This is a genomic window from Bacteroides sp. 41_26, from assembly GCF_949740115.1.
GTDB lineage: Bacteria > Bacteroidota > Bacteroidia > Bacteroidales > Bacteroidaceae > Bacteroides > Bacteroides nordii.
This window is the reverse complement of sequence record NZ_CATJGZ010000035.1, coordinates 26,788-49,136: the sequence shown is the minus strand read 5'-3', so window position 1 is coordinate 49,136 and position 22,349 is coordinate 26,788. Positions and strand designations below refer to the sequence as shown.

The window sequence follows — 22,349 nt, the reverse complement described above, 5'->3', positions numbered from 1 at the left end:
GCATGAATCTCAAAAGGCTGAAAGCAGGATGGGATGAAAAATACCTGTCAACACTTTTACAGGACAGCGCATTTTAATGCGTCGGCCCTGCACCGAGGCACCATACATTACTCTACGAGTTGCGGCTTTATCGATATCGGAGAAAGAGATAGATGGTAATAACAGGCGCCATTTAGCACAAAACTGAACGGCTTTGAGTGTATTTCACCACAGTAGCACAGAGTACTATTTATCTGATAAAACGCGAATTAACACAGAACGCAGATTAAAAGACTGTAGTTCTTTATCATACATTTGTTTCCCTTTGCGAAAATCTGCATTAATCTGCGTTTCAATAAAGATTTAAACTCTGTGGAACTCTGTGGTGAGTTTTGCTCATGTCTATTCAAAATGGCCAACGACTGGTTTGCATTAACAATTAACACCCCAGTCAAGCTTTTCTTTCTTTTTTTAGAAATTTTCGACTGAAAAACTTGCTTCAATTCGTCAAATGATGTAACTTTCCAAACGATTAATGCTGTAGATAGGAGGTACTTATGAAAAAACTGTGGATTATTTGTTTAATGAGTATTGTGGGACTGCCTCTGGTTGCACAGAACATTGTTTATTCCAACCTGAAAGATTTACTGGCTCATGATGGCGATACGGTGACGGCATTGAAAATAGAAAAGCGAACTAAAAATAATATTTCATTGTCCGGAGGGGCTGATTACAAGATCAGTGCCGATGATAACAAATCATTGTGCAAATATCTGAAAAACCGTTGTTTTGCCGTACAGGAAGATACATCTCTTTATATTAACTGCAAGAAGCTACGCTATAAACGCCTCCGTTTTGGTGGGTGGTATGCTCCTGCTATGTGCGTAAATGAGAATATCTTTTTTAGTGCCATACCTATTGGAGTAGTTGCGGCAAGTTCTTCGGTTACAATGGATGTTACGTTGGGAGGGGTGGTTGGTGATGCCATAGCCGCTTCCAGCCTGGTTTCGAAACGTGTATATTATGAGATTGATGCTATTACCGGTAAAATTGACTTCGTGGGAAAAGACCGGATGTGTGCTTTATTGGATTCCTATCCGGAATGGAAGGAAGCTTATCTCCATGAAAATAGCGAGTCTGCCGAAACTACCGGGAAGTATCTTAGATTACTTAAAACTGTAAAGGAATAATCTTTTTGATAATAAATGTCTTGAAATCTTTGTGATTTCCTTCCTTTTTCCTATATTGCGGAGAGTTATCAAGCTGTAAAAGATGACAGTTTGTAATCCTTAATCCTTATTATTATGAAAATGACTCTCTGCAACACTTTGCCTGTTTATCCAAATTTTGTAGAAGGTATACGGCGGGCACCGGATCGTGGTTATACGCTTACCCCGGCGCAGACAGCTACTGCTTTGAAGAATGCTTTGCGCTACATTCCTACAGAATTACATGAACAACTGGCTCCTGAATTTATGGAGGAGCTTCGTACACATGGAAGAATTTACGGTTATCGTTTCCGTCCCGAAGGCGACTTAAAAGCCAGGCCTATTGATGAATACCGGGGCAAATGCATTGAAGGTAAAGCTTTCCAGGTAATGATTGATAATAATCTTTGTTTTGATATTGCCCTCTATCCTTATGAACTTGTTACTTATGGTGAGACCGGACAAGTGTGTCAAAACTGGATGCAATACCGCCTTATTAAGCAGTATCTTGAAGAATTGACTCAAGATCAAACGCTTGTAGTAGAATCCGGGCATCCACTGGGGCTTTTCCGTTCACGGCCTGATGCTCCCCGGGTAATAATTACTAATGCGATGATGGTGGGGCAGTTCGATAATCAGCATGACTGGCATGTGGCTATGCAAATGGGAGTGGCCAATTATGGTCAGATGACTGCCGGTGGCTGGATGTATATCGGACCACAAGGGATTGTACATGGTACCTTTAACACTTTGCTGAATGCCGGTCGTATGAAACTTGGTATTCCCCAGGATAAAGATTTGCGGGGACATTTGTTTGTCTCTTCCGGTTTAGGAGGTATGAGTGGCGCCCAGCCCAAAGCGGCAGAGATTGCTGGTGCAGCTTGTATCGTGGCCGAGGTAGATGCTTCCCGTATTGAAACCCGGTATGAACAAGGGTGGGTAGGACATGTGACAAATAATATGGGTGAGGCTTACCGCATGGTACAGGAAGCAATGCGGCATGGTGAACCTTGTTCTGTGGCCTATCATGGTAATGTAGTCGACCTTTTGGAATATGCCGAAAGAGAAAATATACCTATTGAACTACTTTCTGATCAGACTTCTTGTCATGCTGTTTATGATGGTGGTTATTGTCCTGCCGGACTAACATTCGAGGAGCGAACCCGTCTCTTGCATGAATCTCCCGAAGAGTTCCGTTCTCTGGTAGATATTTCGCTTCGTCGCCATTTTGAAGTGATAAGGAAGTTGGTAGCCCGTGGCACCTACTTTTTTGATTATGGAAACTCCTTCATGAAAGCTATTTATGATGCAGGAGTTCGGGAGATTTCGCGTAATGGGGTGGATGAGAAAGACGGCTTTATCTGGCCCAGTTATGTAGAAGATATTATGGGACCGGAGTTATTCGATTATGGTTATGGCCCCTTCCGTTGGGTGTGCCTGAGTGGTAAACATGAAGACTTGATAAAGACCGATCATGCTGCAATGGAATGTATCGATGTGAATCGTCGCAGTCAGGACCTGGATAATTATAACTGGATACGTGATGCCGAAAAGAATCGTTTGGTAGTGGGTACACAGGCACGTATCCTGTATCAGGATGCGCTGGGGAGAATGAAGATAGCGCTCCGTTTCAATGAAATGGTACGTTGTGGTGAAGTAGGGCCTATCATGTTGGGGCGTGATCATCATGATGTCAGCGGAACCGATTCACCTTTCCGTGAAACCTCCAATATAAAAGATGGTAGTAATGTAATGGCAGATATGGCTGTACAGTGTTTTGCAGGTAATTGTGCACGGGGTATGAGCCTTGTAGCGTTGCATAATGGAGGAGGTGTAGGCATTGGAAAAGCAATAAACGGAGGCTTTGGTATGGTATGCGATGGTAGTGAGCGGGTGGATGAAATATTACGTTCGGCAATGCTTTGGGATGTGATGGGCGGTGTGGCTCGTCGTTCATGGGCACGTAATGAGCATGCTATGGAAACAAGTGAAGTTTTCAACAAAACGCATGGGGAAAACTATCATATTACGATGCCTTATGTTGCAGATGAAGAACTAATTAATAAATTAATAACCGAACTATGAGCTGGAATAAAATTATTGAGTGCGTCCCAAACTTTAGCGAGGGCCGTGATTTGGAGAAAATAGAAAAAATAATATCCCCTTTCCGTGCACGTGCCGGAGTAAAGCTACTTGATTATAGTAATGACGAAGATCATAACCGCCTGGTGGTGACTCTTGTAGGAGAACCGGAGGCTTTGCGGGATGCTATCATAGAAGCAGTTGGAGTTGCCGTTGCATTAATCGATCTTAACCATCATACTGGGCAACATCCTCGTATGGGAGCAGTAGATGTCATTCCTTTTATTCCGATAAAGAATACAACGATGGATGAGGCTGTCGCACTTTCCAAAAAAGTGGGGGCAAAGGTGGCAGAACTTTACGGGCTTCCCGTCTTCTTATATGAGAAATCAGCTTCGGCCCCTCATCGTGAGAATCTGGCTGCTGTTCGCAAAGGTGAATTTGAAGGTATGGCAGAGAAGATAAAACTTCCTGAATGGACACCTGATTTTGGTCCGGCCGAGCGGCATTCAACAGCAGGAACTGTTGCTATCGGTGCACGTATGCCATTGGTAGCTTATAATATTAATCTTAGCACCCCTAATCTGGAGATAGCTCATGATATTGCTAAAAAGATTCGTTTTATAGGTGGTGGACTTCGTTATTGTAAGGCAATGGGAGTCGAATTGAAGGACCGGGGAATCACACAGGTATCTATCAATATGACCGATTATACGAAAACAGCTCTTTATCGTGCTTTTGAACTGGTACGTATCGAGGCCCGGCGCTATGGTGTGAGTATTGTTGGGAGTGAAATTATCGGTCTTGTTCCGATGGAGGCATTGATTGATACCGCCTCCTATTATCTTGGTTTGGAGAATTTCTCTATGCAACAAGTACTTGAAGCACGAATTATGGAATGATATATGAAACGTAGATTAAGGGGAATTTACGATTTGAAATAATATATAAGTATGAGCGAAAACCTGATTATATTTAATGCAAAGATTGTGACTCCTCTTGGCTTTTCCGCCCGGAAAGGTGAAGAGATGTCACAGTTGCAGATTATTGAAAACGGTACGGTAGAAGTTACTGATGGTATTATTACTTACGTTGGGCAGAATCGTGGTGAGGAGCGTGATGGTTATTATCATCACTATTGGCACTATAATGCCCGTGGCAAGTGTTTGCTACCTGGTTTTGTTGATTCGCATACTCATTTTGTTTTTGCAGGCGAACGTGCAGAAGAATTCTCCTGGCGTTTGAAAGGAGAAAGCTATATGTCCATTATGCAACGTGGAGGGGGGATTGCCAGTACGGTGAAGGCTACCCGTGAGCAAAACTTTGTCAGGATGCGTTCCAAAGCCGAAGGTTTTTTGAAAAAGATGAGCATGATGGGAGTTACTACTGTAGAAGGAAAGAGTGGTTACGGACTTAATCGCGACACCGAGTTGCTACAACTGAAAGTAATGCGTAGCTTGAACAACGATGAGCATAAGCGGGTGGATATTGTATCCACTTTCTTGGGGGCGCATGCCATTCCACCGGAATATGCAGGACGGGATGATGAATATATTGATTTCCTGATTCATGAAATGCTTCCCATTATCCGGCAAAACGAACTCGCCGAATGTTGTGACGTTTTTTGTGAACAAGGGGTGTTTTCGATAGAACAGTCCCGCCGTTTACTTACAGCCGCACGTGATCAAGGTTTCCTGCTGAAACTTCATGCGGATGAAATCGTTTCGCTCGGAGGTGCCGAATTAGCTGCTGAACTAAATGCCTTGTCTGCCGATCATCTGCTACATGCTTCTGATACCGGTATTCGTGCAATGGCTGAAGCCGGAGTGGTAACTACCTTGCTACCTCTGACTGCTTTTGCGCTGAAAGAACCCTATGCTCGTGCCCGTGATATGATGAATGCCGGTTGTGCCGTGGCTTTAGCTACAGATTTGAATCCGGGTAGTTGTTTTTCCGGCTCTATCCCACTAACCTTTGCACTTGCTTGTATTTACATGGGCTTTACTATTGAGGAAGCTATTACTGCATTAACTTTGAACGGAGCTGCTGCATTGAATCGGGCCGACCGTATTGGTAGTATTGAAGTTGGTAAACAAGGTGACTTCGTAGTTCTGGACTCAACAGACTATAATATTCTACCTTATTATATAGGTATGAATTGTGTGAATACAACGATAAAGAGAGGTGTTCTTTATCCTGTAGTTTAATGATAAAACTAAAAAAATAAGATCATTATGTTAGTAGATTTGACAGTAACAGATTTTCTGAATAAAGTAGCCGGAAGCGATCCTGTACCCGGTGGTGGTAGTGTAGCAGCTCTTAATGGGGCTATTGCATCTGCTTTGGCAGCTATGGTAGCAGGCTTGACTATTGGTAAGAAAGGCTATGAAGATACCGGAGAAATCATGAAACATATTCAGTCTCTTGCTCTTACACAGAAGACGGGATTTGTGGCCGATATTGATCGTGATTCTGAAGCATATAATAAAGTATTTGATTGTTTTAGATTACCCAAAAATACAGATGAAGAGAAAGCTATCCGTAGTGCTGCCATTCAGGAAGCTACAAAGTTTGCTGCCCTTGTTCCTATGCAGGTGGCCCGTAATGCTTACGAACTGATGGGTATTATTGCTGATGTGGCTAAACTAGGGAACCGTAATGCGGTGACCGACGCTTGTGTAGCCATGATGTCTGCTCGTTCGGCTGTGTTGGGTGCTTTGATGAACGTCCGTATCAATCTTGGCTCGCTCAAAGATAAAACCTTTGTAGAACAGTTACAATCTGAGGCGGATGAACTGGAGCATAAAACCTGTGTCAAAGAGAAAGAGTTACTGGATGCTATCAACCAAGATTTAAGAATATGAACAACGTTTATTATGTAGGCTCAGGTGAGCTTACTTTCGATATCATCGAGCGCATCATCAACGAGAATTTGAAACTGGAACTGGCTCCTGAAGCAAAGCTTCGCATTCAAAGATGCCGTGATTATCTAGACCAAAAAATAGCTGCTTCTGATACCCCCCTTTATGGTATTACTACCGGTTTTGGTTCCTTGTGTAGCAAGAATATTTCTCTTGATGAACTCGGCACTTTGCAGGAGAATCTTATCAAAAGTCACGCTTGTAGCGTGGGGGAGGAAATTCGCCCGGTTATCATCAAGCTGATGATGCTTTTCAAAGCCCATGCTTTGTCACTGGGGCATAGTGGTGTGCAGGTGATCACTGTGCAACGTATCCTTGATTTCTTTAACAATGATGTGATGCCCATCGTATATGACCGTGGCTCTTTGGGAGCTTCGGGTGATCTGGCTCCGTTGGCCAATCTTTTCTTACCACTGATTGGAGTCGGCGATGTTAACTACAAAGGGAAGAAACGCGAAGCTATCAATGTACTTGACGAATTTGGATGGGAACCCGTGAAACTGATGAGTAAAGAAGGGCTTGCCCTGCTCAATGGTACTCAGTTTATGAGTGCCAATGGGGTTTTTGCCATTCTCAAAGCTTTCCGGCTTTCTAAAAGAGCGGACCTTATTGCTGCTATTTCGCTTGAGGCTTTTGATGGACGTATCGAACCTTTTATGGACTGTATTCAGCAAATCCGTCCGCATAAAGGGCAAATTGAAACGGGTGAGGCTTTCAGAAATTTGCTCGAAGGTAGCGAACTCATTACACGTCCCAAAGCACATGTACAAGATCCATACTCGTTCCGTTGTATTCCGCAAGTACATGGCGCCACGAAAGACGCTATCCGTTATGTTGCTTCCGTATTGCTGACCGAAATCAACTCCGTTACCGATAATCCTACTATCTTTCCCGATGAAGACCGTATTATCTCCGGGGGGAACTTTCACGGGCAGCCCCTTGCTATCTCTTATGATTTCCTTGCCATTGCTCTTGCCGAGCTCGGAAATATTTCCGAGCGTCGCGTCGCACAACTTATAATGGGGCTTCGTGGTTTACCTGAATTTTTGGTTGCTAATCCCGGATTGAATTCTGGCTTTATGATACCACAGTATGCTGCCGCTTCTATGGTAAGTCAGAATAAAATGTACTGCTATGCTGCTTCCAGTGATTCCATCGTTTCATCCAACGGACAAGAAGACCATGTCAGTATGGGAGCCAATGCGGCTACAAAGTTATATAAGGTAATGGATAACCTTGAACACATTCTTGCTATCGAATTGATGAATGCCGCTCAGGGGATTGAATTCCGTCGGCCGGAGAAAACCTCTGCGAAACTGGAACGTTTTTTGGCCGAATATCGGAAAGAAGTTCCTTTTGTTAAAGATGACATTGTGATGTATAAGGAGATTCATAAAACAGTAGCTTTCCTTAACCGGACAAAGTTTGATTATTAACAGTTTCTTTTCTTCTTTATAGGTAAAAACTACCTGAAAATGAAAAACTATAGCGGATATATCCCGGGAACTTACCGGAATATATCCGTTGTTTGTCGATTATTACCCCTATATTGACGAGAAAACTTTTTCTGTATCTTACTGATTATCTACTTTTGTGGTGTACTTATTATTAACACTTGTTTTCACATTACTTCATTAACCTATAATAATTATCAAATGTAAGCGATTAATGTGGAAACTAAATTTGTAATCTGAGTTTTCTGTCTATCTTTGTTCCGTTTTCACAAGCTATTAGTGTGAAAGTACAGATAGTAAAAACGGCTAATTATAAAGAAATGGATGATGAGTACTAGTGCAAAAGAAATTTCGAACAGAGTAGAATTGCGAGACAGAATTATAGTGAAAGCCACTGAAGCCTTTACTTTACATGGTATTAAAAGCATAACGATGGATGATATAGCTACCTCGTTAGGTATATCGAAGCGTACGCTCTATGAAGTTTTTGAAGACAAAGAGACACTGTTGAGAGAGGTTATCTTGAAAAACCAGGAAGATAAAAATGAGTTTTTGGAAAACCTTTTAGCTGAGTCAACAAATGTATTGGAGGTTATTTTGGTGTGTTTTCAGAAGAGCATTGAGATGTTTCATCAGACTAACAAACGCTTTTTTGAGGATCTGAAGAAATATCCCCATGTTTTTAATATGGTGAAAAAGAATCGCGATAAAGATTCGGAAAGTACGATTGCTTTTTTCAAATCGGGGGTGGAACAAGGTATTTTCCGGGACGACGTAAATTTTGCGATTGTCAATTTACTCGTTCGTGAACAATTTGATTTGCTGATGAATACAGATATCTGCAAAGAGTATCCTTTTTTGGAAGTTTATGAGTCAATCATGTTCACCTTCCTCCGTGGAATAGCCACCGAAAAAGGAGCGAGAGTGTTGGAAGAATTTATACAGGAATATCGGAAAAACAGAATAGAGCGGACGGGAGAATAACTTTTCCTGATTTTACAAACAACTAAAGTTTACAAAAAGAAGAAGACTTATTTATGAACAAGATGAGAAAATTAGCAGGCAAGAAGCTGCTTCTGGGTATAGCAGTTTTTCTTGCCGGGGGCTTTGTACGGGCACAGGAGGTAAAAGATACTTTGACCCTGACTTTGGATAAAGCGCTGGAAATTGCTCTGAGTGAGAATCCCACTATTAAAGTGGCAGATGAAGAAATCGCCTTAAAGGAGGTAGCCAACAAGGAAACCTGGCAGAATTTATTACCTCAGGTTAGTGTCTCAGGGTCGCTGGATCATACGATTAAGGCGGCTCAGATGAATCTTGGAGGGCAATCTTTTAAAATGGGACAGGACAATTCAAATACGGCGAATGCAGGTTTAGCAGTCAGCTTGCCTTTGTTTGCTCCTTCCGTTTATAAAGCTATGTCGATGACTAAGACCGATATTGAACTGGCTGTTGAGAAGTCAAGGGCTTCTAAACAAGATCTGGTTAATCAGGTGACAAAGGCGTATTATCAGCTGATGCTGACGCAAGATACCTATGAGGTAATGCAGAAAAGTTATAAACTGGCAGAAGATAACTTTAATGTGGCTAATGCTAAATATCAGCAAGGAACTGTAAGCGAATTTGATAAAATTAGTGCTGAGGTGCAGATGCGCAGTGTAAAACCTAGTGTTGTGTCAGCTTCCAATGCGGTGACATTGGCAAAGTTACAATTGAAGGTATTGATGGGTATTACAGTTGATGTAGACCTAAAGGCTGATGATAACCTGGCTAATTACGAAACGGCTCTGTTTGCCGGAGAGTTGAATGCCGGAAATGAGAATCTGATAAACAATACGACCATGAAGCAATTTGATTTGAATCATAAATTACTTCTTAAGAACATTAAGGCGCAACGGACGAATTTCCTTCCGACACTTTCTATGTCTCTTTCGTATCAGTACCAGTCTCTTTATAATCCGAATTTGAATTTCTTTGATTATACCTGGAGCAATAGTTCTTCATTAATGTTTAATCTGAGTATTCCCTTGTACAAGGCCAGTAATTTTACAAAGATGAAAACGGCCCGCATACAGGTGAAACAATTGGAATGGAATCGTCTGGATACGGAACGTAAGTTGAATATGCAGATAGAAAGTTATCGTAGCAATATGGCGGCCAGCTCGGAGCAGGTTGTAAGTAACAAAGAAAATGTATTGCAAGCCGAGAAAGCAGTATTGATTGCTGGTAAACGTTATGAAGTAGGTAAGGGTACTGTACTCGAACTGAATAGCTCGCAGGTGTCGCTGACACAAGCGGAGCTTACTTACAATCAATCAATCTACGATTATTTGGTATCTAAGGCTGATCTTGATCAGGTATTGGGTAGAGACGAAGTAATAAAATAAACCAGGAAAAATAAAAATATAGAAAACCACATGAAAAAGAGTTTCCAATTAGTAGCCCTGTTTGCTATTATGCTGCTAGGCTCATGTACTGGCGGAAAAGAACAAAAAGCTGTTGAAAAAGTAGAAGATAAGCCAAGAGTAAAATTGGCGGATGTAACAGCAAGGCCTGTCGATCAGATACAGGAATATACGGCAACGGTAGAAGCGGAAGTTAAGAATAATATAGCTCCGTCATCTCCTGTGAGAATAGATAAGATATTTGTAGAAGTGGGTGACCGCGTTTCAAAAGGACAAAAACTGGTGCTTATGGATGAAGCCAGTTTGAAACAGATGAAGTTACAACTGGAAAACAAACGTCTTGAATTTAATCGTGCCGACGAACTTTATAAAGTAGGTGGTACTTCCAAATCGGAATGGGATGCCTTGAAGATGGCACTCGAAGTACAGGAAACTGCTTATAAGAATTTAATGGAAAATACGACGTTGGTTAGTCCGATCAACGGAATCATAACTGCACGTAATTATGATAACGGAGATATGTATAGCGGTGGAGAACCTGTGTTGGTTGTAGAACAGATTACTCCGGTAAAACTGATGATCAATGTTTCTGAAACTTATTTCTCTCAGGTAAAGAAAGGTTCTCCTGTTGCGGTAAAGCTGGATGTATATGGTGATGAAGAGTTTACCGGAAAGGTTAGTCTTGTTTATCCTACCATTGATGCAACTACGCGTACTTTCCCTGTTGAAATCAAACTGGAAAACAAAGACCAGCGGGTACGTCCGGGAATGTTTGCCCGTGCTACTCTGAACTTTGGTACTCAGGACAACGTAGTTGTTCCCGATCTGGCTATTGTGAAACAGGCTGGTGCCGGCGATCGTTACGTCTTTGTATACAAAGACGGAAAAGTGTCTTACAATAAAGTGGAGCTGGGACGTCGTATGGGCGCGGAATATGAGCTGAAGTCGGGTGTACCCAATAACTCACAAGTGGTTGTTGCAGGACAGGCACGCTTGATTGATGGTACAGAAGTAGACGTAGAGAAATAAAATTAACGATTAATGATTAGTGATAGGTGATTAGCGCTCAGTGTGCTTTCACTCGTCACTCGTCACTCAATAACTAATCACTAAACAACATGAGTTTATACGAAGGAGCGGTAAAAAAACCGATTATGACCTCTCTCTGCTTTCTTGCAGTGGTGATCTTTGGTCTTTTCTCTTTATCAAAACTACCAATCGACTTGTATCCGGATATTGATACAAATACGATTATGGTAATGACCGCCTATCCCGGAGCCAGTGCTTCGGATATAGAAAATAATGTGACCCGACCGTTGGAAAATACGTTGAATGCCGTAAGTAACCTGAAGCATATTACTTCCCGGTCATCAGAAAATATGTCCTTGATTACGTTGGAGTTTGAATTTGGTAACGACATCGATGTACTGACGAATGATGTCCGGGACAAACTTGACATGGTGAGTTCACAGCTCCCGGATGATGTGGAGAATCCTATCATCTTCAAGTTTAGTACGGATATGATTCCTATCGTACTATTGTCTGTACAGGCCAATGAGAGCCAGTCGGCACTTTATAAAATTCTGGATGACCGCGTAGTGAATCCTTTGGCCCGTATTCCAGGTGTAGGTACAGTATCTATCAGTGGTGCTCCGCAGCGTGAAATACAGGTATATTGTGATCCGAATAAGTTAGAGGCTTATCATCTGTCTATTGAGACAATCAGTTCTATTATTGGTGCAGAGAATAAGAATATTCCTGGTGGTACCTTTGATATTGGTAATGAAACTTATTCGTTGCGTGTAGAAGGGGAGTTTAACGATTCACGACAGTTGGAAGATATAGTAGTTGGTACTTACAATGGTGCAAGTGTCTATCTTCGTGATGTGGCCCGTGTAGTTGATACTGTGGAAGAACGTGCACAGGAAACATATAATAATGGTGTAAAGGGTGCTATGATTATTGTACAGAAGCAATCGGGTGCCAACTCTGTGGAAATCTCGAAGAAGGTAGAGGAAGCATTACCCCGTTTGCAAAAGAATCTGCCCAGTGACGTGAAACTGGGGGTTATTGTTGATACATCCGAAAATATCCTGAATACAATTGATAGTTTGGCCGAAACAGTACTTTATGCTTTGCTGTTTGTTGTAATCGTAGTATTCCTTTTCCTGGGACGTTGGAGGGCAACATTGATTATCTGTATAACGATTCCGCTTTCGTTGATTGCTTCGTTTATTTATCTGGCCGTCACCGGGAATACGATTAATATCATTTCTCTGTCTTCTCTCTCCATTGCTATTGGTATGGTGGTAGATGATGCCATTGTGGTATTGGAGAATGTTACAACACATATTGAGCGTGGGTCTGATCCGAAACAGGCCGCTGTACATGGAACAAATGAGGTGGCTATCTCAGTTATTGCATCTACATTGACCATGATTGCTGTGTTCTTCCCGTTGACTATGGTGAGTGGTATGTCTGGTGTGATGTTCAAGCAGCTGGGATGGATGATGTGTGCTATTATGTTTATCTCTACTGTTGCTGCTTTGTCATTGACTCCGATGCTCTGTGCTCAGTTATTGAAACTTCAGAAGAAACAGTCAAAAGCATTCACGACTTTCTATAGACCTATTGAGAAATCATTGGATGGGTTGGATACATGGTATGCACGTATGCTGAACTGGGCTGTTCGTCATCGCTCGATTGTTGTTATCGGTTGTGTCATATTCTTTATTGTCAGTTTATTCTGTGCCAAAGGTATTGGTACTGAATTTTTCCCGGCGCAGGATAATGCTCGTATTGCCGTACAGCTTGAATTGCCGATTGGTACCCGTAAAGAGCTGGCCCAGGAGGTATCGGAGAAGTTGACCAATCAGTGGATGACAAAGTACAAAGGAATAATGAAGGTATGTAACTATACTGTGGGACAAGCCGACTCTGATAATACATGGGCTTCTATGCAGGACAACGGTTCTCATATTATTTCTTTCAATATCAGTCTGGTAGACCCGGGAGATCGTAAAATTTCTCTGGAGCAGGTCTGTGACGAGATGCGTGAAGACCTGAAGAAGTATCCTGAATTTAGTAAAGCACAGGTGATTCTTGGAGGTAGTAATACCGGTATGTCTGCTCAGGCAAGTGCCGACTTTGAAATCTATGGCTATGATATGGCAACTACCGATAGTGTAGCAGCTCAGTTGAAGCGTCGGTTGCTGGATGTGAAAGGTGTATCTGAGGTAAACATCAGCCGTAGCGACTATCAGCCCGAATATCAGGTAGATTTTGACCGTGAGAAACTGGCTTTGCATGGCCTGAATCTGGCTACTGCCGGTACTTATCTGCGTAATCGTGTCAATGGGGCCATTGCTTCTAAATATCGTGAAGATGGTGATGAGTATGACATTAAAGTGCGTTATGCCCCTGAGCATCGTACCAGTCTTGAAAGTTTAGAAAACGTTCTGGTATATAATGCTAAAGGAGAGGCTGTTCGTATCAAAGATCTCGGTACGGTGGTCGAACGTTTTGCGCCTCCTACTATTGAACGTAAAGACCGCGAACGTATTGTGACGGTATCTGCTGTTATATCTGGTGCTCCGCTAGGGGATGTGGTAAGTGCTGGTAATGCTATTATTGATAAAATGGATGTACCGTCTGAAGTGACGATTCAGGTTGCCGGTTCGTTTGAAGACCAGCAAGATTCGTTCAGGGATCTGGGGACACTGGCTATCCTGATTGTAATCCTCGTATTTATCGTAATGGCTGCACAGTTTGAGTCACTTACTTATCCATTCATTATCATGTTCTCACTCCCGTTTGCATTTAGTGGGGTGTTGATGGCATTATACTTCACAAATAGTACATTGAGTGTAATGAGTTTATTGGGAGCTATCATGTTGATTGGTATTGTAGTGAAGAACGGTATTGTGCTTATTGACTATATCACTTTGTGTCGCGAACGCGGACAGTCGGTATTGCATTCTGTAGTGACTGCCGGTAAGAGCCGTCTCCGTCCGGTATTGATGACAACGGCTACCACCGTTCTTGGTATGATCCCGATGGCTATCGGTGGTGGTCAGGGGTCGGAAATGTGGAGTCCGATGGCAATTGCCGTTATTGGTGGTTTGACAATATCTACTATCCTTACGTTGATTTTGATTCCGACATTGTACTGCGTATTTGCCGGTACAGGTATCAAACGTAAGCGTAAAGCTATGAAGCGTCAACGCGCACTGGACATCTATTTTCAGGAGCACAAAGATGAGATCATAAAGAAATAACAAGTTACGGGTTATGCACTATAAGAAAAAATAGCAGTATGACCCATAATTCATAACTCATAATTAAAAATATGAAATCAGTATTAATAACATTCGACCAGGCCTATTATGAACGTATCATTGCTTTATTGGATCGTCTCAACTGTCGTGGCTTTACTTATCTGGAACGCGTTCAGGGACGTGGGTCAAAGACTGGTGATCCACATTTCGGAAGTCATGCGTGGCCCAGTATGTGTTCGGCCATTCTGTCTGTGGTTGAGGATGAGAAGGTAGATCCGCTGCTGGATACGTTACATAAAATGGATTTGCAGACTGAACAGCTTGGATTACGTGCATTTGTTTGGAATATTGAACGGAGTATCTGATACTAACGTAAATTAACATAAAGAAAGGAGAATCTTATAAATCATGTAGATTCTCCTTTCTTTTTATCCGTTTTATCTATCTTTGCAGCTCCTTATTAAAGTAAGAGAGTACATGAAGAATTATCTGAAATATTCGTTAGGACTGACCTTATTTATTCTGGCTGCTTTGATTGCCATGCATTGGTTACCGGTCATAACGATTGATGGACATACAATGAGACGGGTGGACTTGTTGAGTGATGTCCGTACACCTGAACCGGAAGAAGCAGAGATAGAAGCAGACAGTCTTCCTCCTGTACCTGAAGTGAAGCCTGCTTTTGTAGATACCTGTCGTACGGGGATGACCTGTATAGAAGATTATAGTGATTCTACTCTGCGTGGGATGACTCCTTTCTACCGTGCACTGGACGAGATTCCGGTGAAGAAGCGTCTGGTGCGTATCGCTGTCTTCGGTGATTCCTTTATAGAGGCCGATATATTCACTGCCGACCTGCGTGAAATGTTACAGAAACGTTTTGGAGGGTGTGGAGTGGGTTTTGTCACCATAACCTCTATGACCAGCGGATACCGTCCTACTGTACGTCATTCGTTCGGAGGATGGTCCAGTCATGCCGTAACGGATAGTGTTTATTTCGATCGAAAAAAGCAAGGCCTTTCCGGGCATTATTTTATTCCGAACAATAATGCTTATGTTGAGCTTCGTGGACAGAATAAGTATGCTTCTTTATTAGATACTTGTCAGCAGGCGTCTATCTTTTTTTATAATAAAGGTGCGGTTGATCTTTCTGTTCGCATAAATCGGGGAGAAACAGAAAACCGTCAATTTGAGCCTGATGGGCATTTGCAGGCAATGCAAGTGGAGGGGCTTATCGGCTCTGTGCGTTGGACAGTAAATCAGGCAGATTCTACGCTGTTTTATGGTATGGCGATGGATGGTACGCAAGGGATTATTGTTGATAACTTCTCTTTGCGTGGTAGTTCCGGACTTTCTCTGCGAACGATCCCTACCGGTATAATGAAAGAGTTCAATGATCAGCGTCCCTACGATCTTATCATTTTGCAGTACGGACTGAATGTTGCTACTCAACGTGGTTACAATTATGATAATTATCAGAAGGGATTACTTACTGCTATTGAACATTTGAAGGAGTGTTTTCCCCAGGCAGGTTTTCTGTTGCTTAGTGTAGGCGATCGTGACTATAAAACCGATACCGGAGAACTTCGTACGATGCCGGGAGTTAAGAATCTGATTCGCTATCAACAGAATATAGCCGCTGAGAGTGGCATCGCTTTCTGGAATATGTTTGAAGCGATGGGAGGAGAAGGTAGTATGGCAAAACTGGTACATGCAAAACCTTCCATGGCAAATTATGATTATACACATATTAATTTCCGGGGTGGAAAACATCTGGCAGGTTTGCTTTATGAAACATTACTCTACGGAAAAGAACAATATGACAGGAGACGTGCTTATGAGAATAAATAAGTTTCTGTTATTTATTGTAATCCTCTTCCTGTCAGCTTCGTTAAAGCTTTTTGCACAGGATGCTTTGCCTGTATGTCCGGTACGGGAGACACCGATGAAAAGTGCTAAACCGATGCGTGAGATGAAACTGCTTTACGACACCCTATCCGTACAGATTGATTTGCCGGCTGCTTTTAAGGGAATAGGAATAAATGAGATTGTTGATAGTCTGGGGATACTCTCTCCTGTGCTTGAGCATTTACGTCTTGTAAAAGGAGGAATACTGGAAGATACTGTACGTATTTTGCATATTGGCGATAGCCATGTTCGAGGACATATTTACCCCCAGACTACCGGACAACGATTGGCCGAGACTTTTGGGAATGTTTCCTATACTGATATGGGAGTAAACGGAGCAACCTGTCTCACTTTTACACATCCCGACCGTATCGCTGCCATTGCTGCGCTTAAACCAGAACTTCTTATACTCTCTTTCGGAACAAATGAGAGCCATAATAAACGTTATAATATTAATTTGCATTATCAGCAGATGGATGAACTTATTTCGCTGATTCGTGACAGTTTGCCGGATGTTCCGATCCTGTTAACGACTCCTCCCGGTTCTTATGAAAGTTTCCGACGGCGAGGCAGGCGCCGGACATATACTATCAATCCGCGCACAGTGACGGCTGCCAATACTATTCAGAAGTACGCTCGTGATCATCATTTGGTTGTTTGGGATATGTATAATGTAGTGGGAGGAAGCCTTCGTGCCTGTAAAAACTGGCAGGAAGCCAGGTTGATGCGCCCCGATCATGTACATTATTTGCCTGAAGGATATATTCTCCAGGGTAATTTATTATACGAAGCCATTATTAAAGCTTATAACGATTATGTTTCCCATTGATATAGATTTTAGCCGCCTCCGTGAGGTTTTCACATATAATCCGGAGGCTCCGATGATATTTAGTAGCGGAATATTTCTCTGGCTGTTTGCCGCCTTTATGGTGGTGTATGTACTTCTGCGTCATAAGTATACTGCGCGTATCTTGTTTGTTACCTTGTTTTCTTATTATTTTTATTATAAGAGTAGCGGTACCTATTTCTTTTTATTGGCTATTGTAACAGTTGGCGATTTTGTGTTTGCCCGTCTGATGGATCGCACTGACAATAAGTATGGGCGGAAAGCGTGGGTGATGCTAAGTCTTTCTCTCAATTTAGGATTACTTTGTTATTTTAAGTATACAAATTTTCTGGGTGGAGTTATTGCTTCATTGATGGGCGGACAATTTACAGCGCTTGATATATTCCTTCCTGTAGGTATCTCTTTCTTTACTTTTCAGTCGCTGAGTTATACAATCGATGTTTACCGAAGGGATATAAAGCCACTCACAAATTTACTGGATTATGCTTTTTATGTGTCCTTTTTTCCTCAACTGGTGGCAGGACCTATTGTACGGGCACGTGATTTTATACCTCAGATTCGTAAGCCGCTTTATGTTTCGCAGGAAATGTTTGGCCGGGGTATCTTTTTGATTGTAGCCGGTTTGTTTAAGAAAGCTGTTATCTCAGACTATATCAGTATCAATTTTGTAGAACGTATTTTTGATAACCCTACGCTTTATTCAGGTGTAGAAAACTTGATGGGACTTTATGGGTATGCACTGCAAATTTATTGCGATTTTTCCGGATATAGTGATATGGCTATTGGTATTGCTCTCTTATTGGGCTTCCATTTTAATCTGAATTTTAATTCTCCCTATAAATCGGCTTCTATTACAGAGTTTTGGCGACGTTGGCATATTTCTCTGTCAAGCTGGTTGCGTGATTATCTGTATATCTCGTTGGGAGGGAATCGGCACGGTAAATTCCGTCAGTATCTTAATCTTATCATTACTATGTTTCTGGGTGGATTATGGCATGGAGCATCTTGGAATTTTGTTTTATGGGGTATGTTTCATGGCATAGCGTTGGCGCTTCATAAAGCCTGGATGACTATTATAGGGCGTAAGAAGGGGGAAGAAAGTCACGGTATCCGTCGTTTCTTTGGTGTCATTATTACATTTAACTTTGTTTGTTTCTGTTGGATTTTCTTTCGTAATGCCGATATCCATAACTCAATGGATATGCTGGGCCAGATATTTACGACTTTCCGCCCACAACTGTTCCCGCAACTATTAGAGGGGTACTGGCGTGTTTTTGCTTTGATGATACTGGGCTTCCTGCTTCATTTTGCTCCTGATAGTTGGGAAAATGCGGTTTGTCGTGGGGTAATTCGTCTCCCGTTTTTAGGCAAAGCATTATTAATGGTGGCTATGATTTATCTGGTTATTCAGATGAAGAGTAGTGAGATCCAACCATTCATTTACTTCCAGTTTTGAGTGTTTTCCGCACGGGGAGGTACGTCAGGCGATGATTAATTGAAACGCAGATGAACACAGATTTTCGCAAAGGGAAATAAATAGATGATAAATATCTACAGTCTTTTAATCTGCATTTATCTGCGTTTCATTAAATAAATAGTACTTTGTGGAACTCTGTGCTACTTTGTGGTGAAATGGATTCAAGACCGTATTACGATCATCCGTATTTCATCAGATAGCAATACTAATCCACACTTATTTCATCCACAAATAAGTAAGGAGTTTTTCCTTCTCCGGCGTGTCCTTTCGGCAAGGCGGGGCTACACTTGATTGTTATCTTTACAAAAGTAGCCTTTACTGGTGAGAATTCCACATTGTAATCTTCTATTCCTTTTTTGCCTAAGTCTGTTTCAGAAGGGTAGGTTTCTGAAGCTACTTCTTGGAAGTCTTTCCCATTTTCTGATATGGAAACAGTCAGTCCGGTAGCTCCCATGATCCAGGCTCCCATGTCAACAATAGCTTCTGTTGAAACTTTACTTATTTCTGTTGGTACTCCTAAATTAATGGTTGCTTCAACATCTGTTCCCCAAAAGCCCAACCAGCGTCCACCGGCATAGCTGTTTCCCCCCTTTAATCCGTCTACTAAAGTCGTAGCACCTTTATAGGAGTATTTGGCCGAAGGTTGAGCTTTCAGTTCAATCGGGCGACAGGTGGCTTTGTTGAAATTAACCTGTTCGGATATAATCTTACTGTTACCGGTAGGACGAACAGCAACGGCCTTGAAATCTGCAGCCTGTGTAATGGTTATGGGAGCTTCATATTTCGTTCCGTTCGTAGGAGTCGGTTCTGTTCCATCCAATGTATAGTAAACAGGTGCATTATCCACTGTGCTAAGCTCTATCATTACTGCTTTTTTTTCTGGGTCGGATGTGATATTTGATTTAATATCAAACACATGTTTGCCGTAGTTGAGGCTGTCACGATCATAAAAAGCTAAAAGTCGGGGCAAGCGTTTGGTGAAGTCACTATAATCTTTCTTTTCGGGAAGTGTCCATTGAACCTCTGCCAAAGCAGCCATACGTGGGAGTACCATGTATTCTACCTGTTTTGTCGTAGGGATATATTCACACCAAAGATTGGCCTGAGCACCAATAATGTGCTTTTTCTCTTCTGCGTTTAAAGTTTCCGGAACAGGTTCCAGACTATATACGCGTTCCAATGTCACACAACCACCAATGGCATCTGGTTCATCTTTTGTGTCTGCCGTTTGGTAATAGTCAAAATATACATAGGTGTTTGGGGTCATAATCACATCATGTCCCAACTTGGCAGCTTCTATTCCACCAGCCATTCCGCGCCATGACATTACAGTCGCATTGGGTGCTACGTCTCCTTCCAGAATCTCGTCCCAACCAATTATTTGGCGCCCTTTGCTATTGAGGAATTTCTCTGCGCGTTGCATGCAGTAACTCTGCAAACGGTCTTCCGCCGTATGTTTAGCGTCAGCTTTCAAGCCCTCTGCTTTGATACGTGCCTGGCACTTCGGACATTTGGCCCAACGATTGCGCGGAGCTTCGTCACCTCCGATGTGGATATACTTATAAGGAAACAGGTCGGCTACTTCGCCCAATACATCTTCTATAAATTGCATTGTTTTATCGTTACCAATGCAAAGTACATCTTCAAATATTCCCCAGGTTTTTTCTACTTCATACGGACCTCCTGTACAACCCAGTTCCGGATAAGCAGCCAAAGCAGCAACCATATGTCCGGGCAGGTCTATTTCAGGGATGATGTTGATATAGCGCTCCTTTGCATAGTCTATAACTTCTTTAATTTGTTCTTGTGTGTAGAAACCTCCATAAGGTGTGCCGTCATATTCACCGGAGTTGTGTCCTATTACTGTTTCTGAGCGTTGTGAGCCTATTTCCGTTAACTTCGGATATTTTTTTATTTCGATTCTCCATCCCTGGTCGTCTGTCAGATGCCAGTGGAAAGTATTCATGTTATGTAATGCCAGCAAGTCGATGTATTTCTTTACGAATTCTATCGGGAAGAAGTGGCGGCTTACGTCGAGATGCATGCCCCGGTAGCTGAAGCGTGGATAATCTTTGATGGCTGCTGCCGGAAGTGCAATCTTGGTGCTGGCAGTAGTTGCCGGAATTGATTTCCGCAAAGTTTGTATGCCGTAGAACACTCCATTAGGCGTTTGTCCGTTAATGGTGACTTGTTCGGAAGATACTGTAAGCTCGTATCCTTCTTTTTCCGTTATACTCTTGTCCAACCCTAAGATAATAGCATTTTGCGGTGTACTTTCCGATGTGATTGTTGCAATGTCGAGTTCTTTTCCTGTCGCATCTTGGATATATCCGGATAAAAACTCTGCGTTTCGTTTCAGCAGCTCGTTTCCTTCCGGATAAAGAATTTTTGTGGTTTCCTGTAGTGTGAAAAGAGGTTCCTGACTGACAACGACCTCTTGGGGGAGAGGGATTACCTGATAATTGATTTCTTCCTTTTGCGTGTTGCATGAAGCGAAAGCCAATGTAGCGACCGCAAGAAGTGCTTGGTTAAGTTTTCTCATAATAAAATTGATTAGTATTAGTTTGGGCAAATATAGTAAAAATTATAGTTATGATTTGTTTAAATAGGATATTAAGTATAGGGATACTTTTTCAGTAAAAATCAAATAGATGTGCGAATCAGTAGTTGACTATTGAGTTCAAAGCTGATCGTAAATAGATTCATATCCGTATAGTAACGAAGATTATGACCCTATCTTTTCGATAGCGGAAGTGCCCATAGACGGCATTGTTACCCTTGCCCGGTATTGTACTTTGTCTTTCTCAGAAAGGAACGTTCCTTTCCCCGGTGAGCAGTATTGTTTTACATGTACATCTAAAACAATGTTACACACCGAGGCTTTATACGTTACTCTACAAGAGGGGGCTTTATCAATACCGGAGAAAGAGACTGATGACAATGACAAACACCATTAAGTTCAAAACAGAAAAGAGATGAGCAAAACTAAATCTTAATTTGATTTCAACTACTGATTCGCATTAGATATGTTAAAGTAAATCTGCAATTAGTGAGAAAAACAGAGAAGATATTGCACCTTGAATTACGTATTATATCTTTCTTAACACTTCTGTAATATATAGGAGAGTTACAAATATACCATAGAACGAAAAAGTTCAGCACAATTGTTCTTTCTTATATTAAAATGTTATGTTTGTATAGTCTTAAATATAATAGTAATGAATGAACCTGATTTGATAACTGGCATAAAGAATGGGGATGTACAGTGTTTTGAAGAACTTTTTATGAAATACTATTCACATTTCAACCAATTTATATTCGGATTGGTGAAGGACGAATGGATCTCTGAAGATATTACGCAAAACACATTTATCAAAGTGTGGGTTAACAGAGAGAAATTACAAAGCGACTTATCGATTCACTCTTATTTGTATGTAATTGCTAAATATGAGATATACAACCACTTTCGTTCTAAGCAGAATCAAATTGTAGATCGTTTCCTGGATGGTGTACACGATACCGTAGTCACTCCAAGTGCAGAAAACGAGTTGTTTTGGAACGAAATGCAGAAAGCAATTGTAGCTATCATTGAAACAATGCCGGAGAAACGACGTGCCATTTTCAATATGAGTCGGTTCGAGCATAAATCTGCAAAAGAAATAGCCGAAATAATGCATATTTCGGCACGTACGGTAGAAAAACATATTGAGCTTGCCCTTCGTGAATTACGTACGAAATTAACTCCTTTCTTATTTTGGATATTAGTCTATGGACATATTACATTGTAATTT

The 22,349-nt window shown here is 41.8% G+C and carries 16 protein-coding genes; 15 read left to right on the top strand and 1 reads right to left on the bottom strand.

Translation table 11 applies throughout. From position 1 onward, the window contains the following. The first annotated feature begins 536 nt into the window (after positions 1-536). The 14 genes from QX565_RS00840 (at position 537) to QX565_RS00775 (ending at position 18,537) form a co-directional block, all read left to right on the top strand. A complete protein-coding gene (locus QX565_RS00840) occupies positions 537-1,169 on the top strand; it encodes a DUF6563 family protein (protein ID WP_221650868.1) in 633 nt (210 codons plus the stop codon). Positions 1,170-1,283: 114 nt separating this feature from the next. Then, the gene (gene hutU / locus QX565_RS00835; RefSeq protein WP_289290697.1) at positions 1,284-3,272 is read left to right on the top strand and encodes a urocanate hydratase; all 1,989 of its coding nucleotides are present in this window, start codon (positions 1,284-1,286) and stop codon (positions 3,270-3,272) included. After that, positions 3,269-4,171, top strand: coding sequence for a glutamate formimidoyltransferase (gene ftcD, locus QX565_RS00830; protein ID WP_289290695.1), 903 nt, complete (start codon positions 3,269-3,271; stop codon positions 4,169-4,171). The genes hutU and ftcD overlap by 4 nt, the downstream gene beginning before the upstream one ends. Before the next feature lie 51 nt (positions 4,172-4,222). After that, on the top strand, positions 4,223-5,476 hold the full coding sequence (gene hutI / locus QX565_RS00825) for an imidazolonepropionase (RefSeq protein ID WP_221650871.1): 1,254 nt from the start codon (positions 4,223-4,225) through the stop codon (positions 5,474-5,476). 27 nt (positions 5,477-5,503) lie between these two features. Then, positions 5,504-6,133: a cyclodeaminase/cyclohydrolase family protein gene (locus QX565_RS00820; RefSeq protein WP_221650872.1), complete on the top strand. Its 630-nt coding sequence runs from the start codon at positions 5,504-5,506 to the stop codon at positions 6,131-6,133. Then, positions 6,130-7,626, top strand: a complete 1,497-nt coding sequence (gene hutH, locus QX565_RS00815; protein ID WP_221650873.1) for a histidine ammonia-lyase — start codon at positions 6,130-6,132, stop codon at positions 7,624-7,626. Before QX565_RS00820 ends, hutH begins: the two co-directional genes overlap by 4 nt. 345 nt (positions 7,627-7,971) lie before the next feature. Then, positions 7,972-8,628: a TetR/AcrR family transcriptional regulator gene (locus tag QX565_RS00810; RefSeq protein ID WP_289290699.1), complete on the top strand. Its 657-nt coding sequence runs from the start codon at positions 7,972-7,974 to the stop codon at positions 8,626-8,628. 53 nt (positions 8,629-8,681) lie between these two features. After that, complete coding sequence (locus tag QX565_RS00805; RefSeq protein WP_289290693.1) at positions 8,682-10,031, top strand: TolC family protein; 1,350 nt, start codon at positions 8,682-8,684, stop codon at positions 10,029-10,031. Between the two features lie 30 nt (positions 10,032-10,061). Then, positions 10,062-11,078 carry an efflux RND transporter periplasmic adaptor subunit gene (locus tag QX565_RS00800; protein ID WP_289290691.1) on the top strand — a complete coding sequence of 339 codons (1,017 nt, stop codon included), beginning with the start codon at positions 10,062-10,064 and terminating at the stop codon, positions 11,076-11,078. An 89-nt stretch (positions 11,079-11,167) separates the two neighbouring features. Next, positions 11,168-14,326, top strand: a complete 3,159-nt coding sequence (locus QX565_RS00795) for an efflux RND transporter permease subunit (RefSeq protein WP_289290689.1) — start codon at positions 11,168-11,170, stop codon at positions 14,324-14,326. 71 nt (positions 14,327-14,397) lie between these two features. Then, a complete protein-coding gene (locus tag QX565_RS00790) occupies positions 14,398-14,691 on the top strand; it encodes a PG0541 family transporter-associated protein (RefSeq protein ID WP_289290687.1) in 294 nt (97 codons plus the stop codon). A 112-nt stretch (positions 14,692-14,803) separates the two neighbouring features. Next, positions 14,804-16,177, top strand: coding sequence for an SGNH/GDSL hydrolase family protein (locus QX565_RS00785; protein WP_289290686.1), 1,374 nt, complete (start codon positions 14,804-14,806; stop codon positions 16,175-16,177). Continuing rightward, positions 16,146-17,063, top strand: coding sequence for an SGNH/GDSL hydrolase family protein (locus QX565_RS00780; RefSeq protein WP_407934709.1), 918 nt, complete (start codon positions 16,146-16,148; stop codon positions 17,061-17,063). The genes QX565_RS00785 and QX565_RS00780 overlap by 32 nt, the downstream gene beginning before the upstream one ends. Beyond that, on the top strand, positions 17,050-18,537 hold the full coding sequence (locus tag QX565_RS00775) for an MBOAT family O-acyltransferase (protein ID WP_289290682.1): 1,488 nt from the start codon (positions 17,050-17,052) through the stop codon (positions 18,535-18,537). The genes QX565_RS00780 and QX565_RS00775 overlap by 14 nt, the downstream gene beginning before the upstream one ends. A 226-nt stretch (positions 18,538-18,763) precedes the next feature. On the opposite strand, the gene QX565_RS00770 is transcribed toward QX565_RS00775, so the two are convergent. Continuing rightward, on the bottom strand, positions 18,764-21,100 hold the full coding sequence (locus tag QX565_RS00770; RefSeq protein WP_289290680.1) for a glycoside hydrolase family 20 protein: 2,337 nt from the start codon (positions 21,098-21,100) through the stop codon (positions 18,764-18,766). A gap of 676 nt (positions 21,101-21,776) precedes the next feature. Between QX565_RS00770 and QX565_RS00765 the strand changes: the two genes are divergently transcribed. Beyond that, a complete protein-coding gene (locus QX565_RS00765) occupies positions 21,777-22,346 on the top strand; it encodes an RNA polymerase sigma factor (protein WP_289290678.1) in 570 nt (189 codons plus the stop codon). Positions 22,347-22,349 lie beyond the last annotated feature (3 nt).